Origin of the sequence: Pseudomonas sp. MMS21 TM103 (assembly GCF_022132145.1) — a bacterium.
Lineage (GTDB): Bacteria > Pseudomonadota > Gammaproteobacteria > Pseudomonadales > Pseudomonadaceae > Aquipseudomonas.
Window position 1 is genome coordinate 33,954 of the sequence record NZ_JAJISP010000009.1, and the last position, 26,662, is coordinate 60,615.

The 26,662-nt window shown below is 62.7% G+C and carries 26 protein-coding genes; 15 read left to right on the plus strand and 11 right to left on the minus strand.

Going from position 1 to position 26,662, the window contains the following annotated elements:
• Positions 1-217: 217 nt before the first annotated feature.
• From lepA to pdxJ, 7 genes are all read left to right on the plus strand, one after another.
• A complete protein-coding gene (gene lepA, locus LJY18_RS21285; protein WP_238044251.1) occupies positions 218-2,017 on the plus strand; it encodes a translation elongation factor 4 in 1,800 nt (599 codons plus the stop codon).
• Positions 2,018-2,022: 5 nt separating this feature from the next.
• Positions 2,023-2,877, plus strand: coding sequence for a signal peptidase I (gene lepB, locus LJY18_RS21290; protein ID WP_238044252.1), 855 nt, complete (start codon positions 2,023-2,025; stop codon positions 2,875-2,877).
• A 98-nt stretch (positions 2,878-2,975) separates the two neighbouring features.
• On the plus strand, positions 2,976-3,353 hold the full coding sequence (locus LJY18_RS21295; RefSeq protein WP_238044254.1) for a DUF4845 domain-containing protein: 378 nt from the start codon (positions 2,976-2,978) through the stop codon (positions 3,351-3,353).
• Complete coding sequence (gene rnc / locus LJY18_RS21300; protein ID WP_238044256.1) at positions 3,350-4,039, plus strand: ribonuclease III; 690 nt, start codon at positions 3,350-3,352, stop codon at positions 4,037-4,039. The genes LJY18_RS21295 and rnc overlap by 4 nt, the downstream gene beginning before the upstream one ends.
• Positions 4,032-4,934: a GTPase Era gene (gene era, locus LJY18_RS21305; protein ID WP_238044259.1), complete on the plus strand. Its 903-nt coding sequence runs from the start codon at positions 4,032-4,034 to the stop codon at positions 4,932-4,934. Before rnc ends, era begins: the two co-directional genes overlap by 8 nt.
• Before the next feature lie 50 nt (positions 4,935-4,984).
• Positions 4,985-5,683, plus strand: a complete 699-nt coding sequence (gene recO / locus LJY18_RS21310) for a DNA repair protein RecO (protein WP_238044262.1) — start codon at positions 4,985-4,987, stop codon at positions 5,681-5,683.
• Positions 5,676-6,419, plus strand: a complete 744-nt coding sequence (gene pdxJ / locus LJY18_RS21315; protein ID WP_238044264.1) for a pyridoxine 5'-phosphate synthase — start codon at positions 5,676-5,678, stop codon at positions 6,417-6,419. Before recO ends, pdxJ begins: the two co-directional genes overlap by 8 nt.
• Before the next feature lie 147 nt (positions 6,420-6,566).
• On the opposite strand, the gene cmoB is transcribed toward pdxJ, so the two are convergent.
• From cmoB to LJY18_RS21345, 6 genes are all read right to left on the minus strand, one after another.
• Positions 6,567-7,535, minus strand: a complete 969-nt coding sequence (gene cmoB / locus LJY18_RS21320; protein ID WP_238044266.1) for a tRNA 5-methoxyuridine(34)/uridine 5-oxyacetic acid(34) synthase CmoB — start codon at positions 7,533-7,535, stop codon at positions 6,567-6,569.
• Positions 7,532-8,275 carry a carboxy-S-adenosyl-L-methionine synthase CmoA gene (gene cmoA, locus LJY18_RS21325; RefSeq protein ID WP_238044268.1) on the minus strand — a complete coding sequence of 248 codons (744 nt, stop codon included), beginning with the start codon at positions 8,273-8,275 and terminating at the stop codon, positions 7,532-7,534. Before cmoA ends, cmoB begins: the two co-directional genes overlap by 4 nt.
• Before the next feature lie 190 nt (positions 8,276-8,465).
• Positions 8,466-8,999: a hypothetical protein gene (locus LJY18_RS21330; RefSeq protein ID WP_372868109.1), complete on the minus strand. Its 534-nt coding sequence runs from the start codon at positions 8,997-8,999 to the stop codon at positions 8,466-8,468.
• 207 nt (positions 9,000-9,206) lie between these two features.
• A complete protein-coding gene (locus LJY18_RS21335) occupies positions 9,207-9,599 on the minus strand; it encodes a protease inhibitor I42 family protein (protein WP_238044270.1) in 393 nt (130 codons plus the stop codon).
• A 222-nt stretch (positions 9,600-9,821) separates the two neighbouring features.
• On the minus strand, positions 9,822-12,233 hold the full coding sequence (gene lon / locus LJY18_RS21340) for an endopeptidase La (protein WP_238044271.1): 2,412 nt from the start codon (positions 12,231-12,233) through the stop codon (positions 9,822-9,824).
• Between the two features lie 58 nt (positions 12,234-12,291).
• Positions 12,292-13,008 carry a hypothetical protein gene (locus tag LJY18_RS21345; RefSeq protein ID WP_238044272.1) on the minus strand — a complete coding sequence of 239 codons (717 nt, stop codon included), beginning with the start codon at positions 13,006-13,008 and terminating at the stop codon, positions 12,292-12,294.
• 278 nt (positions 13,009-13,286) lie between these two features.
• On the opposite strand from LJY18_RS21345, the gene LJY18_RS21350 reads away from it, so the two are divergent.
• From LJY18_RS21350 to LJY18_RS21375, 6 genes are all read left to right on the plus strand, one after another.
• Positions 13,287-14,039, plus strand: a complete 753-nt coding sequence (locus tag LJY18_RS21350) for a helix-turn-helix transcriptional regulator (protein WP_238044273.1) — start codon at positions 13,287-13,289, stop codon at positions 14,037-14,039.
• A gap of 169 nt (positions 14,040-14,208) precedes the next feature.
• Entirely contained in the window at positions 14,209-14,892 is a 684-nt protein-coding gene (locus LJY18_RS21355; protein WP_238044274.1) for a methylamine utilization protein, read from the plus strand.
• Positions 14,879-17,221, plus strand: a complete 2,343-nt coding sequence (locus tag LJY18_RS21360; RefSeq protein ID WP_238044392.1) for a bifunctional diguanylate cyclase/phosphodiesterase — start codon at positions 14,879-14,881, stop codon at positions 17,219-17,221. The genes LJY18_RS21355 and LJY18_RS21360 overlap by 14 nt, the downstream gene beginning before the upstream one ends.
• A 4-nt stretch (positions 17,222-17,225) precedes the next feature.
• Entirely contained in the window at positions 17,226-18,086 is an 861-nt protein-coding gene (locus LJY18_RS21365; protein WP_238044275.1) for a DUF3034 family protein, read from the plus strand.
• A gap of 2 nt (positions 18,087-18,088) precedes the next feature.
• Positions 18,089-18,508 carry a group I truncated hemoglobin gene (locus LJY18_RS21370; protein ID WP_238044276.1) on the plus strand — a complete coding sequence of 140 codons (420 nt, stop codon included), beginning with the start codon at positions 18,089-18,091 and terminating at the stop codon, positions 18,506-18,508.
• Between the two features lie 131 nt (positions 18,509-18,639).
• Positions 18,640-19,386 carry a Crp/Fnr family transcriptional regulator gene (locus LJY18_RS21375; protein WP_238044278.1) on the plus strand — a complete coding sequence of 249 codons (747 nt, stop codon included), beginning with the start codon at positions 18,640-18,642 and terminating at the stop codon, positions 19,384-19,386.
• A 38-nt stretch (positions 19,387-19,424) separates the two neighbouring features.
• On the opposite strand, the gene LJY18_RS21380 is transcribed toward LJY18_RS21375, so the two are convergent.
• The 4 genes from LJY18_RS21380 to LJY18_RS21395 all read right to left on the minus strand — a co-directional run bounded on the left by LJY18_RS21380 (position 19,425) and on the right by LJY18_RS21395 (position 24,006).
• Positions 19,425-20,702 (minus strand): EAL domain-containing protein, encoded by a 1,278-nt coding sequence (locus tag LJY18_RS21380; RefSeq protein ID WP_238044280.1) that lies wholly within the window; start codon positions 20,700-20,702, stop codon positions 19,425-19,427.
• 10 nt (positions 20,703-20,712) lie between these two features.
• Complete coding sequence (locus tag LJY18_RS21385) at positions 20,713-21,558, minus strand: nitrate- and nitrite sensing domain-containing protein (RefSeq protein WP_238044282.1); 846 nt, start codon at positions 21,556-21,558, stop codon at positions 20,713-20,715.
• A gap of 5 nt (positions 21,559-21,563) precedes the next feature.
• Positions 21,564-22,856, minus strand: coding sequence for a methyl-accepting chemotaxis protein (locus LJY18_RS21390; protein WP_442964513.1), 1,293 nt, complete (start codon positions 22,854-22,856; stop codon positions 21,564-21,566).
• Between the two features lie 463 nt (positions 22,857-23,319).
• Positions 23,320-24,006: a TIGR04211 family SH3 domain-containing protein gene (locus tag LJY18_RS21395; RefSeq protein WP_238044286.1), complete on the minus strand. Its 687-nt coding sequence runs from the start codon at positions 24,004-24,006 to the stop codon at positions 23,320-23,322.
• A gap of 651 nt (positions 24,007-24,657) precedes the next feature.
• On the opposite strand from LJY18_RS21395, the gene LJY18_RS21400 reads away from it, so the two are divergent.
• Both LJY18_RS21400 and LJY18_RS21405 read left to right on the plus strand, forming a co-directional pair.
• Positions 24,658-25,362 (plus strand): glutathione S-transferase N-terminal domain-containing protein, encoded by a 705-nt coding sequence (locus tag LJY18_RS21400; RefSeq protein ID WP_238044288.1) that lies wholly within the window; start codon positions 24,658-24,660, stop codon positions 25,360-25,362.
• Positions 25,363-25,437: 75 nt separating this feature from the next.
• A complete protein-coding gene (locus LJY18_RS21405) occupies positions 25,438-26,010 on the plus strand; it encodes a hypothetical protein (protein ID WP_442964514.1) in 573 nt (190 codons plus the stop codon).
• A 12-nt stretch (positions 26,011-26,022) separates the two neighbouring features.
• Here LJY18_RS21405 and LJY18_RS22815 read toward each other — a convergent pair whose 3' ends face one another.
• Positions 26,023-26,403: a hypothetical protein gene (locus LJY18_RS22815; protein ID WP_442964515.1), complete on the minus strand. Its 381-nt coding sequence runs from the start codon at positions 26,401-26,403 to the stop codon at positions 26,023-26,025.
• Between the last annotated feature and the right edge of the window lie 259 nt (positions 26,404-26,662).

A 26,662-nucleotide genomic window follows, 5' to 3' on the forward strand; every position in this document is an offset into this window, starting at 1 on the left:
TGCGGGCTGCCGGATGACTCTGCGCTGCTGATACTGCATCCCGGGCTTGATCCCGAGTCGGGTGCGACCTGCATGGCCAAACCAGAAGGGCGATTCCGATCGCCCTTCTTCGTGTCTGCCAATTGGCGCCTGGGCGTGACGGCTGCGGCGCCAATCGGGTACACTTCACGGCTATTTTCGGCGGGCTGTCGCCCGCGACCTTTTCGAGTGTTGTCCTGTGAGTGACCTGAGTCATATCCGCAATTTCTCCATCATCGCCCACATCGATCACGGCAAGTCCACCCTGGCCGATCGTTTTATCCAGATGTGTGGCGGCCTGGCCGATCGTGAAATGGAAGCCCAGGTCCTGGACTCCATGGACCTTGAACGTGAGCGCGGGATTACCATCAAGGCTCATAGCGTGACCCTGTATTACAAGGCGCGCGACGGCAAGACCTACCAGTTGAACTTCATCGATACCCCCGGTCACGTCGACTTCACCTATGAAGTCAGCCGATCCCTGGCGGCCTGTGAAGGTGCGCTGCTGGTGGTCGATGCCGGTCAGGGCGTCGAGGCGCAATCGGTCGCCAACTGCTACACCGCCATCGAGCAAGGCCTCGAGGTCATGCCGGTGCTGAACAAGATCGACCTGCCGCAGGCCGACCCGGATCGGGTCAAGGAAGAAATCGAGAAAATCATCGGCATCGATGCCACCGATGCCGTGACCTGCAGCGCCAAGACCGGCCTGGGTGTCGACGAGGTGCTCGAGCGTCTGGTGCACACCATTCCCGCGCCGACTGGTGATATCGAGGCGCCTTTGCAGGCGCTGATCATCGACTCCTGGTTCGACAACTATCTGGGGGTGGTTTCCCTGGTTCGTGTGCGCCATGGGCGGATCAAGAAAGGTGACAAGGTGCTGGTGAAATCCACCGGCAAGATTCACCTGGTCGACAGTGTCGGCGTATTCAACCCCAAGCACAGCGCCACGGTTGACCTGAAAGCCGGTGAAGTAGGCTTCATCATTGCCGGTATCAAGGACATTCATGGTGCGCCGGTGGGCGATACCCTGACCTTGAGTTCCACCCCCGACGTCGACATGCTGCCAGGCTTCAAGCGCATCCAGCCGCAGGTCTATGCCGGTCTGTTCCCGGTCAGTTCCGACGATTTCGAGGATTTCCGCGAAGCCCTGCAAAAGCTCACGCTGAACGACTCATCCTTGCAGTACACCCCGGAAAGCTCCGATGCCCTGGGCTTCGGCTTCCGTTGCGGCTTCCTCGGCATGCTGCACATGGAAATCATCCAGGAGCGCCTGGAGCGCGAGTACGACCTGGACCTTATTACCACGGCGCCGACGGTTATTTTCGAGTTGCTGCTCAAGACCGGTGAAACGGTTTACGTCGACAACCCGTCGAAACTGCCCGATCTGTCGACCATCGAAGACATGCGCGAGCCGATCGTGCGGGCCAATATCCTGGTGCCACAGGAGCACCTGGGTAACGTCATTACCCTGTGCATCGAGAAGCGTGGCGTGCAGCACGACATGCTGTTCCTCGGCTCCCAGGTACAAGTGACCTATGACCTGCCGATGAACGAAGTGGTCCTGGACTTCTTCGACCGCCTGAAGTCGACCAGCCGTGGCTATGCGTCGCTGGACTACCATTTCGATCGTTATCAGTCGGCTAATCTGGTCAAGCTGGATGTCCTGATCAACGGTGAGAAGGTCGATGCCCTTGCGTTGATCGTGCACCGTGACAACGCACACTACAAAGGGCGTGCGTTGACCGAGAAGATGAAAGAACTGATTCCGCGGCAGATGTTCGATGTGGCAATCCAGGCCGCCATTGGCGGGCAGATTGTCGCGCGAACCACAGTCAAGGCGCTCAGAAAGAACGTGCTGGCCAAGTGTTACGGCGGTGATGTGAGCCGTAAACGCAAGCTGCTGGAAAAGCAGAAGGCCGGTAAGAAAAGGATGAAGCAGGTCGGTAACGTGGAGATTCCACAAGAAGCCTTCCTTGCTGTGCTCAGGTTGGATAGTTAGGTCCTATGTCGCTAAATTTCCCGCTGTTGCTGGTTATCGCTGTCGCCGTTTGTGGTGCGCTGGCCCTGTTCGATTTGATCTTTCTGGCTCCGCGCCGCCGTACGGCCATTGGCAATTACCATGGCCAGGTCAGCCAGCCTGACGAGGCCGTGATCGAACGCCTGAACAAAGAGCCATTGCTTGTGGAGTACGGTAAATCGTTCTTCCCGGTGCTGGCGATCGTGCTGGTGCTGCGTTCCTTTTTGATCGAGCCGTTCCAGATACCGTCCGGCTCGATGAAGCCAACCCTGGAAGTGGGCGATTTCATCCTGGTCAACAAGTTCGCCTATGGCATTCGTCTGCCGGTGCTGGATGTCAAGGTCATTGACGTGGATGACCCGCAGCGTGGCGATGTCATGGTGTTCCGTTACCCGAGCGACCCGAGCATCAACTACATCAAGCGCGTGGTAGGTTTGGCTGGTGATCATATTCGTTACACCACTGACAAGCGCCTGTACCTCAACGATCAGCTCGTAGCTCAGCATTTGCTCGGCGAAGAGCCCGGCAGTCTCGGTAGCGTGGCCCTCTATGAGGAGCGGCTGGGCGAAGTCGAGCACCTGGTTCGCAAGGAAATGAATCGTTATCGGGCCGAGCCAGGGCACGAGTGGGTGGTGCCGCAAGGGCATTACTTCATGATGGGCGACAACCGCGATAACTCCAATGACAGCCGTTACTGGAACGATCCGGCCATTCCCCAGCCATTATTGGGTATGGTGCCGGATCAGAATATCGTCGGCAAAGCGTTCGCCATCTGGATGAGCTGGCCTGACCCGAAATTGCGCAATCTGCCGAATTTCTCTCGCGTCGGTTTGATTCACTGACGTTTCGCGTATTTTGCGGCGCTGTTCAATACAGCGCCGCAGGCTATATATAGTCTTAGCCCGCTGGGCACTCACATTGGTCGAACTTGGGGGCAAACATGACATTTGCACGTTCGCAGAAAGGCTTGTCGATACTGAGCTGGTTGATGGTACTGGCGGTTGTGGCGTTCTTCGCCAGCACGGCATTCAAGATGCTGCCGCATTACCTCGACTACATGTCGATGGATAAAATCATCACCTCGGTAGAAGATGACCAGACAATGGATATCCGTTCGGTCGGTGCTTTCTATGGGCATGTCGCCAAGGGCATGGAGGTCAACAGCATTCGCGACCTGAATCTGAAAGAAGCGTTGAAAGTGAAAATCGAGAACAACGAGTTTCGTGCACATCTGAAGTATGAAAAGCGCGAACCACTGATCGAGAACCTCGATCTGGTGGTGCGGTTCGACAAAGAATACCGCGTGCGCATGCCGTGAGTGCTTCGTTAGCTCGTCTCGAGCGCCAGCTCGGATATACCTTCAAAGACCAGGACCTGATGGTATTGGCACTTACCCACCGTAGTTTCGCCGGACGCAACAATGAGCGTTTGGAGTTTCTCGGTGACGCCATCCTTAACTTCGTTGCCGGTGAGGTGCTGTTCGAGCGCTTCCCCCTGGCCCGCGAAGGGCAGTTGTCGCGCTTGCGCGCGCGCCTGGTCAAGGGCGAGACCCTGGCCATCCTGGCCCGTGGTTTTGATCTGGGTGACTACTTGCGGCTCGGCTCCGGCGAATTGAAAAGTGGTGGCTTCCGCCGTGAATCGATTCTCGCCGACGCTCTTGAAGCACTGATCGGCGCCATCTACCTGGATGCCGGAATGGACGCCGCGCGCGAGCGCGTGGTCGCCTGGCTGAGCAATGAACTGGAAGGTCTGACCCTGGTCGATACCAACAAAGATCCGAAAACCCGCTTGCAGGAGTTCCTGCAGTCGCGCGCCTGCGAGCTGCCACGCTATGACGTGGTGGACATCCAGGGCGATCCGCATTGTCGGACATTCGTCGTCGAATGCCAGATTTCCTTACTGAATGACAAGACCCTGGGCCAGGGTGCCAGCCGTCGCATCGCCGAACAGGTCGCTGCAGCCGCTGCCTTGATTGCCCTGGGTGTGGAGAATGGTCATGACTGATACACCCGTTACACGCTGTGGCTATGTTGCCATTGTTGGCCGGCCCAACGTGGGTAAGTCGACCCTGCTCAACCATATCCTCGGACAGAAGCTGGCGATTACCTCGCGCAAGCCGCAGACCACCCGGCACAACATGCTCGGGATCAAGACCGAAGGCGCTGTGCAGGCGATCTATGTGGATACCCCAGGTCTGCACAAGAACAACGAAAAAGCCCTCAACCGCTACATGAACAAGAACGCCTCGTCGGCGCTGAAAGATGTCGACGTGGTGATCTTCGTGGTCGACCGCACCCGCTGGACCGACGAGGACCAGCTGGTCCTGGAACGCGTGCAGTACGTGCAGGGGCCGGTAATCCTGGCGATCAACAAGACCGACCGCCTCGAAGACAAGGCCGATCTGATGCCGCATCTCGAGTGGCTGGCGACCCAGTTGCCCAACGCCGAGATAGTACCGGTCTCCGCTCAGCACGGGCATAACCTCGAGACCCTGGAAAAACTGGTGGGTGAGCGCCTGCCCGAGGGCGTGCACTTCTTCCCGGAAGACCAGGTCACCGACCGCTCCAGCCGTTTCTTTGCCGCCGAGCTGGTGCGCGAGAAGATCATGCGTCAGCTGGGCGCCGAGCTGCCGTATCAGATCACCGTGGAAATCGAAGAGTTCAAGCGCGATGGACGCATCCTGCACATCCATGCCTTGATTCTGGTCGAGCGCGATGGTCAGAAGAAAATCATCATTGGCGACAAGGGCGAGCGGATCAAGCGCATCGGCCAGGAGGCGCGCAAGGACATGGAGGTGATGTTCGACTCCAAGGTCATGCTCAACCTCTGGGTCAAGGTCAAAGGCGGTTGGTCGGACGATGAGCGCGCCTTGCGTTCCCTGGGTTACGACAACATTTGAGCTGCGCGCGGGTGCACCCTTGCACCCGTCATGCCGAGTAATCACCCGCCATGCTTCCGGTCAGCCAGCCAGCCTATGTTCTGCACAGCCGTGCTTACCGCGAGAGCAGTGCGCTGGTGGACTTGCTCACCCCGCAAGGCCGCCTGCGCGTAGTATTGCGCGGCGCGCGGGGTAAGGCCGGTACCCTGGCGCGCCCTTTTGTGCCGTTGGAAGTGGAGTTGCGCGGGCGCGGTGAGCTGAAGACCGTCAGCCGTCTCGAAGCCGCCGGTATCCCCAATCTGTTGCACGCTGAGGCCCTGTTCAGTGGTCTCTATCTGAATGAGCTGCTGATCCGCCTGCTGCCGGAGCAAGACCCACACCCGGCGACTTTCGACCACTACGCCATGACCGTGCTGGCGCTGGCCCAGGGCCGTGCGCTGGAGCCCTTGCTGCGTTCTTTTGAATGGCGTTTGCTCGATGAGCTGGGCTATGGTTTCGCCCTGGATGTGGACCGGCTCGGCCAGCCGATCGTCGCGGCGGGCCTCTATCGTCTGCAGGCCGATGCTGGCCTGGAAGCGGTCGCCCAGTTGCAGCCGGGTGTATTCCATGGCAGCGAATTACTCGCCATGGCCGAGGCCGACTGGAGCGTCCCAGGCGCCCTGTCTGCGGCCAAGCGCCTCATGCGCCAGGCCCTGGCGCCCCATTTAGGCGGTCGACCGCTGGTCAGCCGCGAACTCTTCATGACGCTCAAGGAGCCACCACGTGACTGACGCCAACCGTATTCTGCTGGGTGTGAACATCGACCATGTGGCGACCCTGCGCCAGGCCCGCGGTACGCGATACCCGGATCCGGTCAAGGCCGCGCTGGACGCCGAGGAGGCGGGTGCCGATGGCATCACCGTGCACCTGCGCGAAGACCGTCGGCACATCCAGGAGCGAGACGTGCGCCTGCTCAAGGAGGTCATGCAGACGCGCATGAACTTCGAAATGGGCGTCACCGAAGAGATGCTCGCCTTCGCCGAAAGCATTCGTCCCGAGCACGTCTGCCTGGTGCCGGAAACCCGCCAGGAGTTGACCACCGAGGGTGGCCTGGACGTGGCTGGGCAAGAGGCGCGAATTCGCGCCGCGGTTGAGCGCCTGAGCCGCATCGGCTGCGAAGTCTCGCTGTTCATCGACCCGGATCCGCGGCAGATCGAAGCCTCCAAGCGCGTCGGAGCGCCGGCTATCGAACTGCATACCGGGCGTTATGCCGATGCCAGTACGCCGGCCGAAACGGCCAAGGAGTTGGCGCGGATTCGCGACGGCGTTGCCTGCGGCCTGGCCCATGGCCTGATCGTCAATGCCGGCCACGGCCTGCATTACCACAACGTCGAGGCGGTGGCGGCGATTGCCGGCATCAACGAACTGAACATCGGCCATGCCCTGGTCGCGCATGCCCTGTTCGTCGGGTTCAAGCAGGCAGTAGCGGAGATGAAGGAGTTGATCGTTGCGGCAGCCAATCGCTAGCTCATGGATGTGGACTGACGCTGTGGGGCGTACTCGCGAAGCAGTACGCCGTTGCTGCTGGTAATGGTGGACTGCTCGCTGCGCTCCTGAGTCCACCCTACGACTTGAATGATTTAGCCCGCCCCCGGGACGAATGAACGCCGACAATCAGGGCTTGCGGGCGATCAGCACGGCACGGGTCGGCGCTGGCAGGCCTTCGAGGGTTCGGCTGTGGTCGGCCGGGTCGAGAAATTCCGGCAGCGACTGGAAGCGCATCCAGTCGGTCGCGCGTTGCTCCTGTACCGAGGTGGTATTGACGTCCACGCAACGCACATCGATGAAGCCGGCGCGGCGCAGCCACAGTTCCAGTGCCGGTACCGACGGCAGGAACCAGACGTTGCGCATCTGCGCGTAGCGGTCTTCGGGCACCAGCACCTGCTGGGCGTCGCCTTCTACCACCAGGGTTTCCAGCACCAGTTCGCCGCCCTTGACCAGGCAATCCTTGAGATCCAGCAAATGATCGATCGGCGAGCGCCGGTGATAGAGCACACCCATGGAGAACACGGTATCGAAGCCTTGCAGCTTGCCCGGCAGCTCTTCGAAGGCCAGCGGCAAGTGCCAGGCCGGCAGGTCCGGCAGGTAGTTCTTGATGGCCAGGAACTGGCAGAGGAACAGCCAGTTGGGATCGATGCCGACCACGCTGTCGGCGCCGGCCCCGAGCATGCGCCACATGTAATAGCCGTTGCCGCAGCCAACATCCAGCACACGCTTGCCGGCCAGGTCGAGGTAGGGCGCCACGCGCTGCCACTTCCAGTCCGAGCGCCATTCTGTATCGACATGCACGCCGAACAGCTCGAAAGGGCCTTTGCGCCAAGGGATCAGGCCCTGCAGCGCGCTTTTCAGTTCAGCGCGGGTGCTTTCATTGCAGGCACCGTCAAAGCTGAAGGCAGTCAACAGCTGCAATTGTTCGACATTCAGCGCCGGCAATGCCTGAACGGCGCCGTACCAACGTTGCAGATCGCCATGGCCGATGGCCAGTTTGGCGTCGATCTGTCCGGGCAGGCCGGCAGACCAGTCTTGCAGTGGCGTTCCAGCCAATTGCGCTTGGAGGGCATCGAGGTCGAGGCGGTTGATCATGGCAGGGCAATCAAAGAGGCGAAGTTGAGGCACTGAAACCAGGGCACCACCTTGCTGAAGCCGGCGGCCAGCAGGCGTTCACGGTGTTGCTCCAGGCTATCTGGCAGCATGACCTTTTCGATGGCGCTGCGTTTCTGGGCGATTTCCAGTTCGCTATAGCCGTTGGCACGCTTGAATGCGATGTGCAGGTCGCCGAGCAGCTTATGTTGCTCGGCATCTTCGAAGCGCAGTTTCTCCGAGAGGATCAAGGCGCCGCCGGGCAGCAGGGCCTGGCGAATCCGGCCAAGCAGGGCCAGGCGTTGTTCTGGCTGGATGAATTGCAGGGTGAAATTCAGCGCCACCAGCGAGGCCGGCTGGAACTCCAGGCTGAGAATGTCGGCCTCGATCACCTCGACCGGCAACAACTCCTGGAACATCGAATCCTGGGCATGCAGGTATTCGCGGCAGCGTTCGACCATGGCGCTGGAATTGTCCACCGCGATGACCCGGCAGTCTTCGACCTGTACGTGGCGGCGCAGGGCCTGGGTCACCGCGCCGAGGGAGCTGCCGAGGTCGTAGAGCACACTGTGCGGCTGGGCGAACTGGCCGGCGAGTACGCCGATGTTCTCGACGATGGTCGGGTAACCGGGTACTGAGCGCTTGATCATGTCCGGGAATACCCGCACCACGTCCTCGTTGAAGGCGAAGTCCGGCACCTGGGCAAGGGGCTGGGCGAAGAGACGGTCGGGCTGTTTTTTCACGGTGGTTCCGCGCAAGGTCGAGAAAGCCGCCGATTTTAGCGTGAAAGAGGCGCAGCGACGACGGCCTTGTGTCCTTCTCCTGCAGGGCACAGCTGGTGCATGGCGCGGAGCGAAGGCAGCCCTGCTTCCCGGGCCTTGATATTTCGTACCATCTTGCGGCGTGCCGCTCAGCTCTGAGCGGCATCCAGGATCACTTCAACTGATCGGAGAAATACTCACCGGCGCCCTGCAGCGGACCCAGCGGGTTGCGTTTGACTTCGAAATGACGAATGTTCGGCTCGCCATTGCTGACCTTGTGCACCAGGGTGTCGTCGACCAGTACAAATACAGCGCGGAACGACCAGCCCTGCATCGCTCGCTGTTTGCGGAAGTTGAACACATCGGCCCAGAAACTGCCGACCCGTTGGGTATCGGTCTTGGTGAATTCGAAGGCATAGCCGATGCAGCGATCCTTGGCTTCCAGGCATCGCACCAGACCGTCCGGCAGGTATTCGATGGGAATGTTCGGCTGCACGAACATCAAGCGTACGTCGATGAACGAGAGCATTTTGCCGTTGCCCTGGGCCAGCGGGTCAAAGCCCAGGGAGAATAGTTCGGAGCGACTGGTCATGCCGTTGATCGCCTGGGAATAGCGCATTTCCGCATCCAGGTAGTCGATAAATGGCGACTGCACTTCGGCGCGTTCGCTGGGTAGCAAGCTGCCACAGCCACTCAAACAGATCAAAGTCACAACTACAAAAGCTTCACGCCAGCGGGCTGTCATGTCGTTCTCCCCACAAGTCGGATGCTGCTATGCCATACAGTTAATCTAGTCGGAATCTGATGTTTCGTTTGCTTAACAGCTGAGTGGGGGTTGTTACATGGCTGAGAGGTTGTGCCGATAGTTGTCTCAATAATGGCTAACCGGGATACCCTGTCCCGCTGCAGGGGCTTATTTGACCCTGATCGAACAGTCGAAGGTTTTTGCCGGCGCCACTCCAGCTTCCCAGGGCCGCTGATAGGTCAGCAGCAGGTGGCCATCGCCTGCCTGTCTGGCCTGGAAGCGCCAGGTCGATTGGCCAGCACTGCCGACCAATCCGGCGTCTTCCGGGTTGCTATAGACCTCCGGTCCGAGGCTGTCGAGCAGGTTGCTGGCACCGTCACGCAGGACCCAGCGAAAGCCAGTGGTGGGGTTGCTCGGCAGGGTCAGGATCACATATTGGCCACTGTGCAGGCGCAGCGGACATTGGCTTTGCTGTTGCACAGTCTGGCTGCTGGGTTGATTGGCGCAGGCGCCCAACAGGGCGAGGCCAAACGGCAGTAGCAGGCGATGGGCGGTGGGCATGATCAACTCCTGTGGTCGGCAAACGCCTTCCAGCATAGCCGCTGTGCAGGGCCAGGCGTAAGCCTCCGAGGGATTTTGTAACCCGCCTGGATTGAGAGAGCCGGCACTGCGCCATCCGAGGCCGTCGCCATCCCGGAAATGCACCGGGGCTTATCCGTATGCAGGAATTGGCTTGGGTCGGCTATCGCAGGCCTTGCCTATGAACCTCGGGTCTAGTGGCCTCTAGTCGAACAACACCTTGGCCACATCGCTGTAGCGTTTGGCGAAGTGCACCGTCAGGCCTTGCTTGAGGTAGTCCGGCAGTTCCTCGTAGGAACCCCGGTTGGCTTCCGGCAGGATCAGCTCGAAAATCTTCTGCCGGCGCGCGGCAATGACTTTCTCGCGCACGCCGCCTATCGGCAGGACCTGGCCGGTGAGGGTCAGTTCGCCGGTCATGGCCACGCCTTTTTTGGGCGCCTGGTTGCGCGCGATCGAGAGCAGGGCACTGGCCATGGTCACCCCGGCGCTGGGGCCGTCCTTGGGGGTGGCGCCTTCGGGAACATGCAGGTGGACGAAGGCCTGGTCGAAAAAGCTTGGGTCGCCGCCGAACTGCTTGAGGTGCGAGCTGATGTAGCTGTGGGCGATTTCCGCCGACTCCTTCATCACCTCGCCGAGCTGGCCGGTGAGTTTGAAGCCGCGATTGAGGGTATGGATGCGCGTCGCCTCGATCGGCAAGGTCGCGCCACCCATGCTGGTCCAGGCCAGACCGGTGATCACGCCGACACCTGAGAGCACCTGCTCGCGGCGGAACAGCGGCATGCCAAGGTTGGCTTCCAGCTCCTTGGGGCCGATCTTGACGGTGTTGGCCGGGTCATCGAGCAATTTGACCACGGCCTTGCGCACCAGTTTGCCGAGCTGTTTTTCCAGCTGACGTACGCCGGCTTCACGGGCGTAGCCCTCGATCAGCGCCTTCAAGGCGGCATCGCTGATGGCCAGGCGATTCTTGGGTACGCCGGCCTTGGCCAACTGCTTGGGCCACAGGTGGCGCTTGGCAATGGCCATTTTTTCCTCGGTGATGTAGCCGGACAGGCGGATCACCTCCATGCGGTCGAGCAGGGGGCCGGGAATCGAGTCGAGGGTGTTGGCGGTGCAGATGAACAGCACCTTGGACAGGTCCAGGCGCAGGTCCAGGTAATGGTCGAGGAATTCGACGTTCTGCTCCGGGTCGAGGGTCTCCAGCAGTGCCGAGGCCGGATCGCCCTGATAGCTGCTGCTGAGCTTGTCGATTTCGTCGAGCATGATCACCGGGTTCATCACCTCGACCTCTTTCAGCGCCTGCACCAGCTTGCCGGGTAGGGCGCCGATATAGGTGCGACGGTGACCCTTGATCTCGGCCTCGTCGCGCATGCCGCCGACGCTGAAGCGGTAGAACGGCCGGCCGAGGGATTCGGCGATCGACTTGCCGATGCTGGTCTTGCCCACGCCGGGCGGGCCGACCAGCAAGACGATGGAGCCGGCGATCTCGCCCTTGAAGGCGCCGACGGCGAGAAATTCGGTGATGCGGTCCTTGATGTCGTCCATCCCCGCGTGGTGCTGGTCGAGCACCTGGCGCGCGTGCTTGAGGTCGAGCTTGTCCTTGCCGAAAACCCCCCAGGGCAGCACGGTGGCCCAGTCCAGGTAGTTGCGGGTGACCGCGTATTCGGGCGAGCCGGTCTCGAGGATCGACAGCTTGTTGAGTTCTTCGTCGATGCGCTTGCGCGCCTGTTCGGGCAGGGTCTTGCCCTCCAGGCGCAGCTCGAACTGCTCGATGTCGGCGCTGCGATCGTCCTTGCTCAGGCCCAGTTCTTGCTGAATGATCTTCAGCTGCTCCTTGAGAAAGAACTCGCGCTGGCGCTCGCCGATCTGCCGATTGACCTCCGCCGACAGCTCCTTCTGCAGGCGCCCGACTTCCACTTCCTTGCGCAGTAGGGGCAGGACCTTCTCCATGCGTTTGAGCATCGGCACGGTATCCAGCACTTCCTGCAACTCCTTGCCGGGGGCGCTGGTCAGGGCGGCGGCGAAGTCGGTCAGCGGCGAGGGATCGTTGGGGCTGAAGCGGTTCAGGTAATTCTTCAGCTCTTCGCTGTACAGCGGGTTGAGCGGCAACAGCTCCTTGATCGCATTGATCAGCGCCATGCCGTAGGCCTTGACCTCGTCACGCGGGTCGGGCGAGCTTTTCGGGTATTCGACTTCCGCCAGGTAAGGCGGTTTGCGGCTGAGCCAGCCGCGAATGCGCACGCGGGTCAGGCCCTGGGCGACGAATTGCAGTTTGCCACCTTCCTCGGTGGCATGGTGAACCCGCACCAAGGTGCCGTGTGCGGGCAGGCTGTCGGGGTCGAAGCTGGCGCCGTCTGCCGGTGGGTTGTCCATGAAGAACAGCGCCAGGCACTTGTGCGCGGTATTGCCCACGCGTTCCAGGGTCTTGCCCCAGGGATCCTGGTTGACGATTACTGGCAGCACCTGGGCGGGGAAGAACGGCCGGTTGTGGATCGGGATCACATACAGCTTGTCGGGTAACTGCTGATCGGGCAACGCCAGGCCATGGTCGCTGCGGCGGTCGTGCTCGGCTTCGCTGGCTTGTTCAGCGACGATTTCGATGTCCTGTGGCTCGTTCATGCGGCACCTCTGGTTGCACCCTAAGTGCTACATGGGGGCAAGGCATGGCGCTTTTCAATCAGCTCGGAGCGATGCGCCTCTCGAGAGTATGGCGCAAGTCGTTCAAGCGAGCGTCGATCAGTGGAGTGAGCAGGGCAAACAAATCGTTGGGCGCCAGGCAAACCTGGGGGGGCTCTATCAGCTCCCGCTGCAGGCGTTGCAGCAGGCCATGCAGGGGTTCTGTGCGGGCGGGGTCGTCGAGTTGCTGGCACAGCTCGCGCATCTGCAGCTGCAGCCCGGCCGGGCAGTGGTTGTAGTTGGCCGCCCGCATCGCCAGGCCACGCAGGCGCGCCAGGTCTTCCAGGCGACGCAATGCCGGTCCCAGACCCTGCAGTGCCGGTGAGTCGTTCAGACTCAGGCGCTCCTCGAGTTGTTCGATGACCCTCAGCAGGGCTTCCAGCATCCGGCTGTGGGCCTCGAAGTCGGCCGGATTGCGCCGCAGCTGTGGCCAGTCCTGTTGCAATGGCGGCAGTTGCAGGCTGGGGCCTGGCCAGTTCAGCCAGAGCTGGTCGAGCTGGCGGGCCAGGGCGTTGCGCCGGCTGACGCTGACGATATCCTGCTGCGCCCCCAGGCCGCGATGCTGCTGCAAGGTTTGCAACAGTTCGATGGCGCGCAGCAGGGTGGCGTTTTGCAGGTGGCCGAGCGCCTGCTGGTGGCGTCGAGTGGCGCGCCGGCAGAGCCACTGGCCGAGTAAAAACAGGCCCGCCGCCAGGGCCAGGGCGATGCTGAGTTCCATTGGGCAAATCCTGGGTAGGCACAAAGTGCATCAGGTGAGTGCCAGCAACTTTCCTGCCAGTTAAGGCACGCCCGCTCTGGCGCGGGGCTGAGGGGGCCGGCGGCATCGATCGCTGCGCCATTATCGTGCGCGCGCCGCCTTTCCCGGCGGTTTTGGTGCGTTGGCCGCAGCTGCAGCTTGAGGTCTGGCGGGGAGTCCCCCGCCACTGGTCGCGGGGGGTGACGGCGACCCGCACAACTGGTTAAAGTGCCAGTACACGTCCGCGGATTGTCGTTGCAATGCTCAAAGCGCGCCTGCTGCGCCTGGATGACCAGGCCCATGAACACACCCACGATCACCACCAGTTGGTGCTGTCGCTGACCGGTCGTGCGGAGTTCGAAGTCAACGGCCGTGGCGGCGAGGTGTGTCGCATGCGCGCCTGTCTGGTGCCCGGCGATGCCGATCACCAGTTCGCCGGCATGGGTGACAACCGCATGCTGATCATCGATCTGGACGAGCAGGGCACCTCCAGCGAAGACCTGGCCTTGCTCACCCATCTGTTCGAGACTCCGCGTTACCCGCAGCTGGATGCCGATTTCCAGAACCTGCTGAGCTACGCCGGTGCCGAGTTGGAACGTTACGGCAGCGACCCACTGCTGGCGCGCGCCCTCGGTGGCGTGCTGCTGCGTGCGCTGCACCTGCGCCTGTTCGGCGAACAATCCGCTCGGGTGCCGGGAGCGCTTAACCTGGAACGGCTGGACGGTTACATCGTCGAGCACCTGGCGCGGCGCATCAGCGTCGCCGAACTGGCCCAGGTCGCGTGTCTCAGTCCGAGCCATTTTCATGCGCAGTTCAAGGACAGCGTCGGCCTGACGCCTCATCAATACCTGCTGAAAACCCGTCTCGACAGTGCCTCCCGGCTGTTACGCGAGAGTGCTCTGCCGTTGATCCGCATCGCCGAAGAATGCGGCTTCTCCAGCCAGAGCGCGCTGACCACGGCCATGCGTCGCTACCTTGGTCTGACCCCCAAGCGTCTGCGCGGCGCCGAATAGCGCAGCAGTTCGCTGGCAATCACCACAGGCTCATCCAACGCTAATGCGTGATCTTCTGCACGCGTCCGGCTAGTCTTGTCGGCACTAACCGCCTGTTAACGCTTCGGAGTTGCCGGGGAGGCGAGTATTCCTATCGTGGTGCGGTTGGCACCGAGCATGAGTGATCCGCATGACCAGACCTCTCCTCGATCTTCTGCGCGCTGGCCTGCTCTGCCTGATCAGTCCCGCGCTCTGGGCCGCCAGTCTGCATGCCGAGCTGGTCGATACCCTGGGCCAGCCGCTGGCGGGTGCGGTGTTGACCTTGCAAGGCCCCTTGGGCGCGGAGGCCGAGCCCGTGACGGCGCTGATGGATCAACAGGCCAAGCAGTTCGTGCCGAACGTGCTGGTGGTGCGCAGCGGGACCAGGGTGGCCTTCCCCAACAGCGACAATATTCGCCACCACGTCTATTCCTTCTCGCCGGCCAAGCGGTTCGAGCTGCGCCTGTACCAGGGCACTCCCAGCGAGCCTGTGCTGTTCGACAAGCCTGGTGCGGTGGTGCTCGGCTGCAATATCCACGACTGGATGGTCGGCTATGTCTATGTCACCGACGACCCCTGGTTCGCGGTGAGCGATGCCCAGGGCAGGGTGCAGCTCGACACTTTGCCGGTCGGCAGCTACGCCGTCAGCCTCTGGCACCCGCAGGCCCCCGACATGCTGCCGCAGGCTGCAGGCACGCAGGTGCTCGGCGAACTGCAAACCCAGCAGCGCTTTACCCTGGCCCTGCAGGCATCCACCGTTGTCGCTCCGCCGCAGGGGCCCGCGAGTGCCTTTGGCGATGCTTTCAAGAAAGCGAAGCGTGATGCTGCCCCGTAGTTTTCAGGCGCGCATCGCCAGTGTGCTGATCCTGCTGATGCTGGTGGTGGTCGGCGCCCTGTATTTCGCCGTGCAGGCCGCCACCAATGTGGCCGTGCGCAGCCAGGCCCGCGAGCAATTGGATGTGGGTACGCGAGTCTTCGAACAACTGCTCGAGGTGCGCGGTCGGCAATTGCACGACGCGGTGCAGGTGCTGGCCGCCGACTTTGGCTTCAAGGCAGCTGTGGCCAGCGGCGATAACGCAACCATTCGCTCGGCGCTGGCTAACCATGGTGCACGGATCAATGCCAGCGCGGTGATGATGCTTGGCCTCGATGGCAATCTTGAAGTAAGCACCGACCGGCGCATCAGCGGCCAGACCGCCGCGCGCCTGAGTGCCCAGGTGAGGGCGCTGCAACGCGACGGCGAGCAGATTGTCCTGCTGCCGATCGGCGACAGCATTTACCTGTTGGTGCAGGCCACGGTCAATGCGCCGCTACCGATTGCGCGGGTGATGATGGGCTTCGAGGTGGACGAGGAATTCGCTCGCGAGCTGCGCGAACTGACCCTGCTCGAGCTGACCCTGGTTGCCAGCCAGGATGGGCTGCCGGCGATCTGGATCAGCACCTTGCCAGCCTCGGCACGGGCGTTGCTGCAGAGCGAGATGGCGATTGAGCCAGCTGCTGCTAGCGCTCTTATGCTGATTGGCGAAGAGCGCTATCTCGATCAACAGCTGGTGCTCGCCAGTGGCGATGGCTTTGAAGTCCGGGCCCTGCTGCATAAATCCATGACCCAGGCACAGCAGGCCTTTGCCCCGCTCGATCGCAATATCCTGTTAATTGCCATGATCGCCCTGCTGGCCGCGCTCGGGGGCGCCTTGTTGCTGGCGCGCAATATCTCGCAGCCGGTGCAGCGCCTGGCAGCTGTGGCCGAGCGGGTGGGCCAGGGTGATTACCAGATGCCCCTGGAACTGCATCGCAACGATGAGCTGGGCAGCCTGGCGAAGGCGTTTCATACCATGCAGCAGGGCATTGCCGAGCGTGAGCGACAGCTGGCGCATAACGCCCTGCATGATGCGCTGACTGGTCTGCCCAACCGTACCCTGGCACAGGAGCGGCTCGGCAGCGCGATTGCCGCCGGGCGGCCAACGGCGCTGCTGTATGTGGGCGTAGGCAACCTGCGGGCGGTCAACGACAGCTGTGGACCGGGCGCCAGCGATCTGGCCCTGCAGCAACTCAGCCAGCGACTGCAAGACAGCCTGCGCCCCGGCGACAGCCTGGCTCAGTTGATGACCAGCGAGTTACTGCTGTTGCTGGAAAACAGCGACGGCGACAGTGCCATTGTGGTCGGCGACCGCTTGCAGCAATTGCTCAGCAAACCCTTGCACATAGGCAATCAGGAGGTCGTCCTCGACTGTTGTGTCGGCATCGCCGCCTACCCGGCCGATGGCGAAACCGCGGATGATCTGTTGCGCCGCGCCAGCATCGCCATGCAAGACGCCGCGCAACTGCCTGGCCGCCTGCAGATGTACGAGCGCGGCCGCGACGCCGCACACCAGCGCCAGATTCGCCTGATCCGCGACCTGCGCCGGGCTCCCGACAACGCCGAGCTGCTGCTGCATTACCAACCCAAGCTGGATATCGCCGCCGGCAAGGTGCACCAGGCCGAAGCCCTGCTGCGCTGGCAGCATCCACAACTGGGGATGATTTCGCCTGGCGAGTTCATTCCCCTGGCCGAGCGTACCGGCAGTATCCAGAGCCTTACCGCCTGGGTGATTGAAGAGGCCCTGCGGCAGTTGCGCGAGTGGAATGGCCGCGGCCTGCGCGTGCAGCTATCGCTGAATATCTCTACCGAAGACCTGATTGACCCCAAGCTGCCTGTGCGCGTCAGTCAGCTGCTGATGCGCTATCAGGTGCCGGCCGAACAACTGATTTTCGAGATTACCGAGAGCGGGGTGATGCTCAATCCCACGCTGGCGCTACAGGTGCTGCATGGTTTGCGCGACCTCGGCATCAGCCTGTCGGTGGACGATTTCGGCACGGGCTATTCCTCGCTGACCCAGCTCAAACGCATGCCGGTGCAGGAGCTGAAGATCGACCAGTCCTTCATCCTCGACCTTGATGAGGCCAGCGAAGACGCAGTGATTGTCCGCTCGACCATCGAAATGAGCCACAGCCTGGGCCTCAAGGTGGTTGCCGAGGGCGTCGAGCTGGCCTGCAGCCTGCGCTTGCTCGAACACTGGCAATGTGACTCCGCCCAGGGCTACCTGATCAGCCGGCCGCTGCCGGCCGCGGCCTTCGAGGCCTGGGTCGCCCAGCCGTTGCCGGTTGCCGCGTTGAAGGTGTCCTAAGACTATGCACTACTCACAATGGCTTGGCGTTGCGTTAGTCAGTCTGTGCTCTGGTCTGGCTGTTGCCGACCAGGGCCGCCTGCTGGCTACTGGCGGGGCGAGCAGCCTGGAAGGAGCGGCGGGTGGCGGCATCACCCCGTGGGCGGTGCTGTCCGGTTATGGCGAACGTGGTGAGTGGGGGGGCGATGTGTTCGCCACCCGAGTGGAAACGGCTGACTACCGCCTGGATGTGGCGGGTGTGGCGGCGTCGTTCGACAACCGTGTGGAAGTATCCTATGCGCGTCAGCGCTTCGACCTGGGCAACCTGGCGCGAGGTCTCAATCTGCCGCACAACAGCCTGAGTCAGGATATTTTCGGGGTGAAACTGCGGCTGTTCGGCGACCTGATCTACGGGCAATTGCCTCAGCTATCGCTTGGTATCCAGCACAAGCGGCAGAAGGATTTCCTCATCCCCCGACTGGTCGGCGCCCGGCGCAGCGCAGACACCGAAGGCTACCTCAGCGCCAGTCGGCTGATTCTCGGCGGCGCCTTCGGCTACAACCTGCTGCTCAACGGTGGCCTGCGCTACAGCCGGGCCAACGAACTGGGCCTGCTTGGCTTCGGCGGTGACCGCCGCGACCAGCACTCGCTGCTCAAGGAAGGCTCGGTCGCCGTACTGTTCGACCGTCACTGGGCGCTCGGTATCGAATACCGCGAGAAACCGGACAACCTCAGCTTCGCGGGTGAGAGCGATTGGGCCGACCTGTTCCTCGGCTACTTTCCCAACAAACACCTGGCGGTGGTGCTGGCTTACGCGCGCCTCGGTGAGATTGCCAGTCTGGATAACCAGAACGCTGCCTACCTGTCCGTGCAGGGAAGCTTCTGACTATGCGCATTTTGCTGCTGGTCCTGGCGTTGAGCCTGGCCGCCTGCGCCCAGCGCGCGCCAACGGATGACAGCCTGTACCGCGCCTTGGGCGAACAGCCGGGAATCACCCGGATCGTCGAAGGCATGCTGCTCAACATCGCCAGGGACCAGCGCATCGTCCGCCACTTCGAGAATATCGACATCGTGCGTCTACGCGACAAGCTGGTCGAACAGATTTGCCTCGAGGCCGGCGGCCCCTGCACCTACACCGGCGACAGCATGGAGGACAGCCACAAGGGCCAGAATCTCACGCGCAGCGATTTCAATGCCCTGGTGGAAAATCTGCAGGACGCCATGGACGCCGAAGGCATCGCCACTCCGGCGCAGAACCGTCTACTGGCGCGCCTGGCACCAATGCGCGGCCAGGTGATCGAGCGTTAGCGGCCTGCCACGGGACTGACGAGTCTCGCGAGCGTCTCTGTACGCTAGCGCACGCAAGGAGGACACGCAGGGACTATCCTGTGTCGTGGAGAACGCTAGTTCCCATGGTCTTCACTCAAACGGTGGCAGTTATGTCCGCGATGCCCATACCGCAACAGAACCACCTGCTGGCGGCCTTGCCGGCCGAAGTGCAGCAACGCCTGCTGGTGAATCTCGAGTTGATCCCCCTGCCGCTCGGCATGGTCTTGTATGAATCCGGGGACGCCTTGCGCCACGTTTATTTCCCGATCGACGCCATCGTGTCATTGCTCTATGTGATGGAAAACGGCGCCTCGGCGGAGATTTCGGTGGTGGGCAATGAAGGTCTGATCGGCGTCGCCGTGTTCATGGGCGGCGAAAGCACCCCGAGCAGGGCGATCGTGCAGAGCGCCGGCTATGCCTTCCGCTTGCTCGGCAAGCAGTTCAAGGACGAGGTCAATCGCCATGGTGAGATGTTGCACCTCATGTTGCGCTACACCCAGGCGCTGCTGACGCAAATGGCGCAGACGGCGGTGTGCAACCGCCACCATTCGATTGATCAGCAACTGTGCCGCTGGCTGCTGTTATCGCTGGATCGCCTGTCAGGCAACCAGTTGACCATGACCCAGGAACTGATCGCCAACATGCTTGGCGTACGCCGCGAAGGGGTTACCGAGGCCGCCGGCAAGTTGCAGAAACTTGGCGTGATCGAATACAGCCGCGGGCATATCAAAGTGCTGGATCGCTGCAAACTCGAGCAGCTGAGCTGCGAGTGTTACGCCGTGGTCAAGAAAGAAACCGATCGCCTGCTGTTCTATGTTCCCGCCGACGCGCGGCGAGGGCATCCGGCCCTGGGGTGACGAAGCGAGCGGGGGATTGCAGGTCAATGCGAGCCTTGTCAGGGTTCCTGCCAATCCAGGTCGCAGCAGAAGACATAGAGCGTGCCGCCAACCTTGACGGTCTGCGAGACGGTGATGCACATGCGTGAATCGGCGACCGACAGATAGGGCCGGCTGATCTGAATCACGCCCGGTTGCTTCAGTGCCCGGTAGTGATAGTGCCTGTGCGACCAGTTGGCGTTGTCGCCACATAACAGCGGGGCAAACCGCGCATTCATCTGCTGCTGGTAGTGCGGCGCATAGACATTGCGCGAGACCTGATAACCCGCCTCATTGAGCAGATAGCAGCGCACCGTGCGCGGGTCACTGAAGAGCAGGCCGCTACTTAGCTCAACCTGCTGGTGGGTGGCGAAGTCCGCCACGGCCTGCCGAAACAGGCCTTCTATTGCGCGCACATAGTGCTGCAGGTCGGCGCTGCGTTTGACGCTTTTCCACTGCTGGCCGCGCAGCAGACTGTCGAATGTATTGGCAAAACTCTGGCCCGCATCGATGCGCGCCTGGGGTCTGGCGAAATAGAAGCCCTGGATCATGTCGGCGTTGGCGGCGATGGCCACCAGGGCCTCGTGTTCGCTTTCCACGCCTTCCACGACCACCAGGCTGCCGGCCTCGTGCAGCAGGCTGACGATGCCGGTGAGTATGCGCTCCACCCGACGGGAAGTGCCGGCGTCCTGGATCAGGCGGCGGTCGATCTTGACGATGTCGGGTTCCAGGTCCCAGATGCGGTCGAAGTTGGAATGCCCGGCGCCGAAGTCATCGATGGCGATCAGGCAGCCCAACTGGCGCAAATGGCTGATGAAACGCTTCAACTGGGCATGATCGCTGACTTCGCTTTCAATGATTTCGATCACCAGCCGATGCGCGGCAATGCCGCTTGCCTGCAGCAGGTTGCGGGTAAAACCGATGTCCGGTTGCTCGCTGACCAGGTACTGCGAGTTCAGGTTGAGAAACAGCCAGGCCTGCCCCGTGGCCTGGCGTGCAAAGTTGTGCACATGCAGGGTCCGGCAGGTGCGATCCAGCTCAAGGCATTCCCGGCCATTGCTCGGCATCGCCAGCAGGGTGGCCGGCGGTTCGGCCATGCCATCGGCCTGCTGGGCCCGAATCAGCCCTTCGTAGCCCACCGCGCGGCCGTGCGCGATACTGAAAATGGGCTGAAAATGGCTGCTCAGTGACAAGCCGCGATAGCGGGTGGAGATCATGGGGTCAGTCAGCCGGTCGGGGGCTGGCGGGCGGGCTGGTGCTGGCTGGTCGTAGTGCAGCGGCTGGAGGGTATTGAGCATCTGCGGTTCCTCAGCGGGGCTGGAGCTGAGCCAGCGCCGCATCGACCAGGGCCAGCAATTCGTCGATGGCCTGGGTGGCGCGCTGGAAGTAGGTCTTGGCGGCAATCACGGGTTGTTCCTGGCCGAGCAGTTCCTGTTTGATGCAGCGAAGAAAATCCGCCACCACCTGTTCGCGATGCTCCAGGCGCAACCCGTTGGCCTGCGGGTGCTCGCTGGCATGGCGCTGCAGGGTGGCAAAGGCCGTACCGGCCAGCAGCTCGATCTTCTGGTAGAGAAAACGCATGCGCACGCGCTGCTCGGCACTGCTCTGGCCGGCCGCCGCCATGCCGGTGCCCAGGGCGCGGGCCTGGCCCGCCCATTCGGCGGCCTGGACCACTTCGCGCCAGATGCAGGGCAGGTAGCCCAGCTCGGCGCGGCCCTCGCTCAGATCGATTTCGCTCGCCACATCCTCCATCAAGAAGATGCTGTTGCGAATGATCAGGTGATGCTGGGTCAGATTGTTCGCCCGGTCGTTACTGCGCCCTTCGCGCATCCGTGACCAGTGATCGATCAGGCTGTTCCAGGCATCCCGGTGCGAGCTGTCGAGTTCCTGGGCCGCGCGAATATGCTGATCCAGCCCCTGGCGCGCGGCGGCAAGATCCTGACTCAGGCTGGCGTCGCCACAGAGCACGCCATTGCTCAGGCCGCGATGACGCTGAAAGCCGGCGATCAGCGCGCGTAGCAAGGCCAGCTGGCGAATGTTCAGCTGCCGATGCTGGCGCCTGTGCCGCTGCAGGCGGCGGTGCAGGCCGTAGAACAGCAGGGTGGTGATGACCAGGGCGGCGCCGCCGGCGAGCTGGAGGGGGAATCCATTCATGCTGATTATCCTGTCAGATGAGCCAGATGGTGGGCGATGGTGCGGGCCTGATCGGCGGCCAGCAGGTTGTCGGCATTGCCCTGGCGGACGCGGTCGGCCAGTTCGGCAATTTCCGCAACGGCCTTGCCCTGTTGTTCGGTACTGACCGCCACCTGGTCCACCTGCTCGGTCAATTGCAGGGTGCGCTGCTGCACCTGATCGAGCAGGGTGCGCACCGCTTCTGAGCTGTGGGCACTGCGATGCGCCAGGTCGGTCAGGTCGGACACCTGGACCGTGGCATCCTGGATGTGCTGTTGCACCGATTCGATGTTGCGGCTGATTTCGGCCGCCGACTCCTGGCTGTGCAAGGCCAGGCGGCGCACTTCATCGGCCACTACGGCGAAGCCCCGGCCGCTCTCGCCGGCGCGGGCCGCTTCGATGGCGGCATTCAGGGCGAGCAAGTTGGTTTGCGCGGCAATCCCGCGGATGGTGCCGGACATTTCATTGATGGTGCGCGAGTTACTGTTCAGCAGCTGGATCAGGTCGTTGGTGGTGATGGCTTGCTGCGCCATTGCGGACACTTGCTGCACCAGATTGGTGAGCTGTTCGATGCCATCGGCCAGCTGCTCGCTGGCCACCACGCTGGTCTGACGCGACTCATCGGCCAGCGCCGCCACCTGCACGATGCTCACATTCAGTTGTTCTACCGCCGCCGCCGCGACAGTGGCTGATTGGCTTTGCCCTTCGGCATTGCGGGTCACCAGTGCCGCGCTTTGCTCGAGCTCGTGCGAGGAGTGGGAGATTTCATCCAGGCGCTGCTGCAACAGCTGTTGTTGGCGCTGCTCGCGGTTCAGCCACTGCTGGAAGGCGCGACTGACCGGCTGCAGCAGCCGCCACTCGCCAGCGCTGATGGGCGCCTGGGCGCCATGCTGGGCGGCGTCTTCACAGTAGCGTTGCAACTGTCCGATCTCCTGCTGCAGCAGCCACAGGCTGGCGATGGCCAGGTAGGCCAGTACTGTCCACAGTGGCCCGGTTGGCAGCGTCGGTGCCGCCAGCGCGCTGGCACCGCCCGCCAGGGTAATCCCCAGCAGCGTGCGGAGCATGCCGACGATGCCCAGTTCGCGCAGCAGCAAGAACGCAGGGTAGGTAAGCCACTTCATGTGTCTGAATCTCCAACGCGGTAGCCAAAAAAACGCCTGAAGCCTCTGCGAAATAGCCGCAGCGGGTTCAGGCGCCTTTGCCTTGCAGGAGCGAAGCCTGCGGATGTGATCTGTCAGTGATATCTGCCAGCGCTGAATGCTATGCAAGAGTGACGCCATGGCTTGTCGGCGCTTTTCAACGTGCCTGTCGGAGCACCAAGGCAGCAGCGCTCTTGCCGCGCTGCCAGGTGATAAGGCGGCTTCGATATTCCGACAGCTCGCTGGTTGGCGTGCGCTCGGCCTGTCGGTTAGGGAGGTGCCTGCGCATCAGGGCAGGCTGAGCGTCGCGGCCCCGTCGTCGAGGGTGTGGGATGGCGCAGGGGGCGCTGCAGCACCTGGCCGCGCTGGCAGTCTGCGACTATCAGCGGTTGTCACTCGGGCAGGGTTGTGAGCGCCGGCAGGTCGTCGAGGACGATTACGTTGGTGCAGGGGACCGCGGCAAGCCAGGCACTGTTCATCGAGCCATCCCCACAGCGTGCTGCCATAGCCCTCGGCGACAACCACCGCTGTTCAGCCAGCGCAGACTGCGGTGGTTGTTTGCCTGCATGGCATCGCCTGCGGGCAGGTCAGGCCGCTGCGCGGTTCAGAACCAGCGGTCGTTGCGTTTGCGTCCGCGGGTCATGGCCGGCAGGATCAGCCCGAGGAGCAGGCCGGCACCGGCGATGCCGGCGCCGTAGATCAGGTAGCGCATCAACAGCTGATTGTTCTCATCGCCCAGGCGCGCTTGCGCGGTGCGCAGCTGCGATTGGGCCTCGGTCAGCTCGACATCGAGGGCCTTGCGGTGCGCTTGCAGTTCTTCGATCAACGCCTTGCGCGAGTCCAGGGTTTCCTGCATGCCCTGGGTCCGGGTCTTCCAGTTGTCGTCGATGGTCTTGAGTTGGTCGCTGAGCTCGGCCACTTGCTGCTCCAGTTGCGGCAAGCGCTCGGCCTGGCCGGGCCTGTCCTGCAGGTCCCTGCTCGGAATCCACACGGTGGTGCCGGTCTCGCTGCGGATCTGGCTGTAGTCGCCCTGGGTGCTGATCAGCTCGACCTTCTGCCCGGATTGCAGGGTGCCGACTATGCGATAGCCGTCAGTCGGGCCGCTGCGTACATAGGTGTTCAGACTGTCGCTGACCCAGCGCTGATTGCCAGCGGCCTCCTGGGCATGAACGGGGCCGCAGACGACGAGCAGGGCGCCGAGCAGGCCGGCGCCAAGGGCTCGGCGTTGCGCGCTGACATGAAGGCAGGCAAGACGAGAGACAAAAGCAAAAAGATGGCGTGATAGGGGCATGATGACTTCACATAAAAAAGGGAAAGATAAAGGCTCCAATGGCCGGGCGGTAAGCGCTGCGGCAATAGCCTGTAAGGCCTTGCCACCAAGCCGTAGCGACGGCTCTTGTCACGACTGCTACGCAGATCGCGGCTTGCTGGGGAGAAATCTTTCTCCCGGGAGGGGCGTATGGCCCGTTGTGTCATCCCACGATGAGAGACACTCCAAATCGCCTCGGGTTCACTAACGGGTCCGAGGCGTCGTGCCGGTCAGGCTTGGCGTTAGTTGCAGCCAGCAGGCAGTGGGCTATTTTGCCAGGGGCCCAGAACCTGGTCTGTGACCGGCTGCAAAGGCAGGGTAGGGCACGCAAGGAAAAGCCGACGTGAAGCGCCCGGTTTGTTTCATCAATACATCTCAGGTGCCGGGAGCCTGGGCGTAGGCCCCATCAGCCGGATTGATGCTCACTAGTGCAACTGTCGATTTCCGCGAGGGGAGCGAAAGTGTTCTTATTGCTCCCGGCCAGGCCCCGCGCCAGCGTCCGATACAGCGCCCCGCCCTCGCCATCCAGAGCGGCACACCGGCTGTCGGCGCCCGCAGGCCGGCCCCATACCGGGCAGCGCCATGCAGGTGCCAAAGCCGGTCCTTGATTACTGCCTGATGATTGGAAACCCTATGCCAGATCTCTCCGCCTACGCCAGCACCCGTAAATGGCCCGCCACCCAGCCCGAGCGCCTGCAGCTCTACTCGCTGCCCACGCCCAACGGGGTCAAGGTGTCGATCATGCTGGAAGAGACCGGCCTGGCCTACGAGCCGCACCTGGTCAGCTTCGAGCGCAACGAGCAGCTGTCGGCGGAGTTTCTCTCGCTCAACCCGAACAACAAGATTCCCGCCATCCTCGACCCCAATGGCCCGGACGGTCAGCCGCTGGCGCTGTTCGAGTCGGGCGCGATTCTGCTCTACCTGGCCGACAAGACCGGCCAGCTGATCGCCCAGGACGCCGCCGGCCGCTATGAAACGATCCAGTGGCTGATGTGGCAGGTGGGCGGGGTCGGACCGATGTTCGGTCAGGTCGGCTTCTTCCACAAGTTCGCCGGCCGCGACTTCGAGGACAAGCGCCCGCGCGACCGCTACATCGCTGAAGCCGCCCGCCTGCTCGGCGTGCTCGAACAGCGCCTCGACGGCCGCCGGTGGATCATGGGCGAGGCCTACAGCATCGCCGACATCGCCGTCTTCCCCTGGGTGCGCGGCCTGATCGGCTTCTACGACGCCGGCGAACTGGTGCAGATCGAGCGTTTCCCCCAGGTCCTCCGCGCGTTGGACGCCTTCCTCTCGCGCCCGGCGGTGATCCGCGGTCTGGCCATCCCCACACGCGACTGAGCCGGTCCCTGGTGCGCAGAACCGCGGCTGCGGGTATCTTCTGCGTACCCTCGTCATCCAGGCCCCAGCCGCCCCATGCGCATGTCCCTTCTCCAGATCGCAGTGCTCAGCGCCGCGGCGCTGTGCTCGGCGGCGACCCAGGCCAAAGTCGAGGTCGAAGCCACGCAACACAAGCGCCTCGGTCCGCTGCTGGTCGCCAGGGTATCCGAGGACATTGCCCCCGGCGACTACGAGACCCTGCTCAAGGGCCTGCGCGCCCACCCCGGCAAATTCGCCCGCAAGACCGCTCTGCTGGACACCATCGGCGGCAGCGCACTGGAAGCCATGCGCATGGGCCGCCTGCTGCGCGAGACCGGCTTCGACGTCCTGGTTCCCGCCGCCGGCGTCTGCCAGGGCAGCTGCATCTACCTGCTGGCCGCCGGCCAGCGCAAGACCGTACGCGGCTATGTCGGCTTGCACCGCCCCTACTTCTCCAGCGGCGACTCGGCCCGCGGCCAAGCCGCCTACCACGGCGAGCGCTACAGTCCGGCCGCCTTTTTCCGCGCCATGCACGTTTCCGCCCGCCTGGCCGAAGACATGCAGCACATCGACCCCCAGCACATGCGCGTGCTCACCACCGAGGAACTGGCCGGTTACGGACTGAAATGACCCCGCTCACTTTCAGACAGCCTGGGCTGCTCTGGGTGACAACGGCTTTGCGGCTTTCATGGGCTGGCTAACGTCCTCTCGCGATTGATCGCAATCGACCCAGAACCAGCGGTCACGCATGGCAGAAACCGGCCCAGGCGATGCCGCATCCAATAACCGAATGGGAGATTCACCGTGGGTCGAGGCCAACATGTCCGCCTGATGGCGCAGTACGACCAATGGATGAACTCCAAGGTCTATCAGGCGGCGCTCGGTCTGCCCGAGGTCGAGCAGGTCGCCGATCGCCCCTTCGCGGATCGGCATGATCAGGTCGCCGGTCTCGCTTAGCGCCCCGGCGCGGGTGTCGACGCACAGCGCGCAGCGCTGCAGGGCGGTGTTGTCGGTTTCACGCATGGCCGGGGTGAAGCTGGCGATCAGGTCGAGGAGGGCGGCGCGCTTGAGCCAGTCAGCTGGTTGGCCAGTTGAATAATTCGTTTACGTCCACTCGCGGATTCCAACCTGGCGCGGGAGGGCCGCCCTTGCGGCTTAGCCTTTGCGCTGGTGGATCGGAGACGGGTTTATTGACAGAGCAGAGGGGCCGCTCCTGGCCGAGCCCGGCCTGTCAGGCATCATGAAATGGCTCACGGCAGCATCCTGCTGCCGACCGGTCGTC

Bases quoted from the DNA above. Each gene is read 5' to 3' on its own strand.
- lon (WP_238044271.1), bottom strand. From the start codon at position 12,233: ATGAACGAGCCACAGGACATCGAAATCGTCGCTGAACAAGCCAGCGAA.
- LJY18_RS21295 (WP_238044254.1), top strand. From the start codon at position 2,976: ATGACATTTGCACGTTCGCAGAAAGGCTTGTCGATACTGAGCTGGTTG.
- LJY18_RS21360 (WP_238044392.1), top strand. From the start codon at position 14,879: ATGCTGCCCCGTAGTTTTCAGGCGCGCATCGCCAGTGTGCTGATCCTG.
- recO (WP_238044262.1), top strand. From the start codon at position 4,985: ATGCTTCCGGTCAGCCAGCCAGCCTATGTTCTGCACAGCCGTGCTTAC.
- LJY18_RS21385 (WP_238044282.1), bottom strand. From the start codon at position 21,558: ATGAATGGATTCCCCCTCCAGCTCGCCGGCGGCGCCGCCCTGGTCATC.
- LJY18_RS22815 (WP_442964515.1), bottom strand. From the start codon at position 26,403: ATGCGTGAAACCGACAACACCGCCCTGCAGCGCTGCGCGCTGTGCGTC.
- LJY18_RS21370 (WP_238044276.1), top strand. From the start codon at position 18,089: ATGCGCATTTTGCTGCTGGTCCTGGCGTTGAGCCTGGCCGCCTGCGCC.
- LJY18_RS21405 (WP_442964514.1), top strand. From the start codon at position 25,438: ATGCGCATGTCCCTTCTCCAGATCGCAGTGCTCAGCGCCGCGGCGCTG.
- cmoB (WP_238044266.1), bottom strand. From the start codon at position 7,535: ATGATCAACCGCCTCGACCTCGATGCCCTCCAAGCGCAATTGGCTGGA.
- LJY18_RS21390 (WP_442964513.1), bottom strand. From the start codon at position 22,856: ATGGCGTCACTCTTGCATAGCATTCAGCGCTGGCAGATATCACTGACA.
- LJY18_RS21400 (WP_238044288.1), top strand. From the start codon at position 24,658: ATGCCAGATCTCTCCGCCTACGCCAGCACCCGTAAATGGCCCGCCACC.
- LJY18_RS21355 (WP_238044274.1), top strand. From the start codon at position 14,209: ATGACCAGACCTCTCCTCGATCTTCTGCGCGCTGGCCTGCTCTGCCTG.
- LJY18_RS21365 (WP_238044275.1), top strand. From the start codon at position 17,226: ATGCACTACTCACAATGGCTTGGCGTTGCGTTAGTCAGTCTGTGCTCT.
- LJY18_RS21345 (WP_238044272.1), bottom strand. From the start codon at position 13,008: ATGGAACTCAGCATCGCCCTGGCCCTGGCGGCGGGCCTGTTTTTACTC.
- LJY18_RS21375 (WP_238044278.1), top strand. From the start codon at position 18,640: ATGTCCGCGATGCCCATACCGCAACAGAACCACCTGCTGGCGGCCTTG.
- lepB (WP_238044252.1), top strand. From the start codon at position 2,023: ATGTCGCTAAATTTCCCGCTGTTGCTGGTTATCGCTGTCGCCGTTTGT.
- LJY18_RS21380 (WP_238044280.1), bottom strand. From the start codon at position 20,702: ATGCTCAATACCCTCCAGCCGCTGCACTACGACCAGCCAGCACCAGCC.
- LJY18_RS21335 (WP_238044270.1), bottom strand. From the start codon at position 9,599: ATGCCCACCGCCCATCGCCTGCTACTGCCGTTTGGCCTCGCCCTGTTG.
- LJY18_RS21350 (WP_238044273.1), top strand. From the start codon at position 13,287: ATGCTCAAAGCGCGCCTGCTGCGCCTGGATGACCAGGCCCATGAACAC.
- era (WP_238044259.1), top strand. From the start codon at position 4,032: ATGACTGATACACCCGTTACACGCTGTGGCTATGTTGCCATTGTTGGC.
- LJY18_RS21395 (WP_238044286.1), bottom strand. From the start codon at position 24,006: ATGCCCCTATCACGCCATCTTTTTGCTTTTGTCTCTCGTCTTGCCTGC.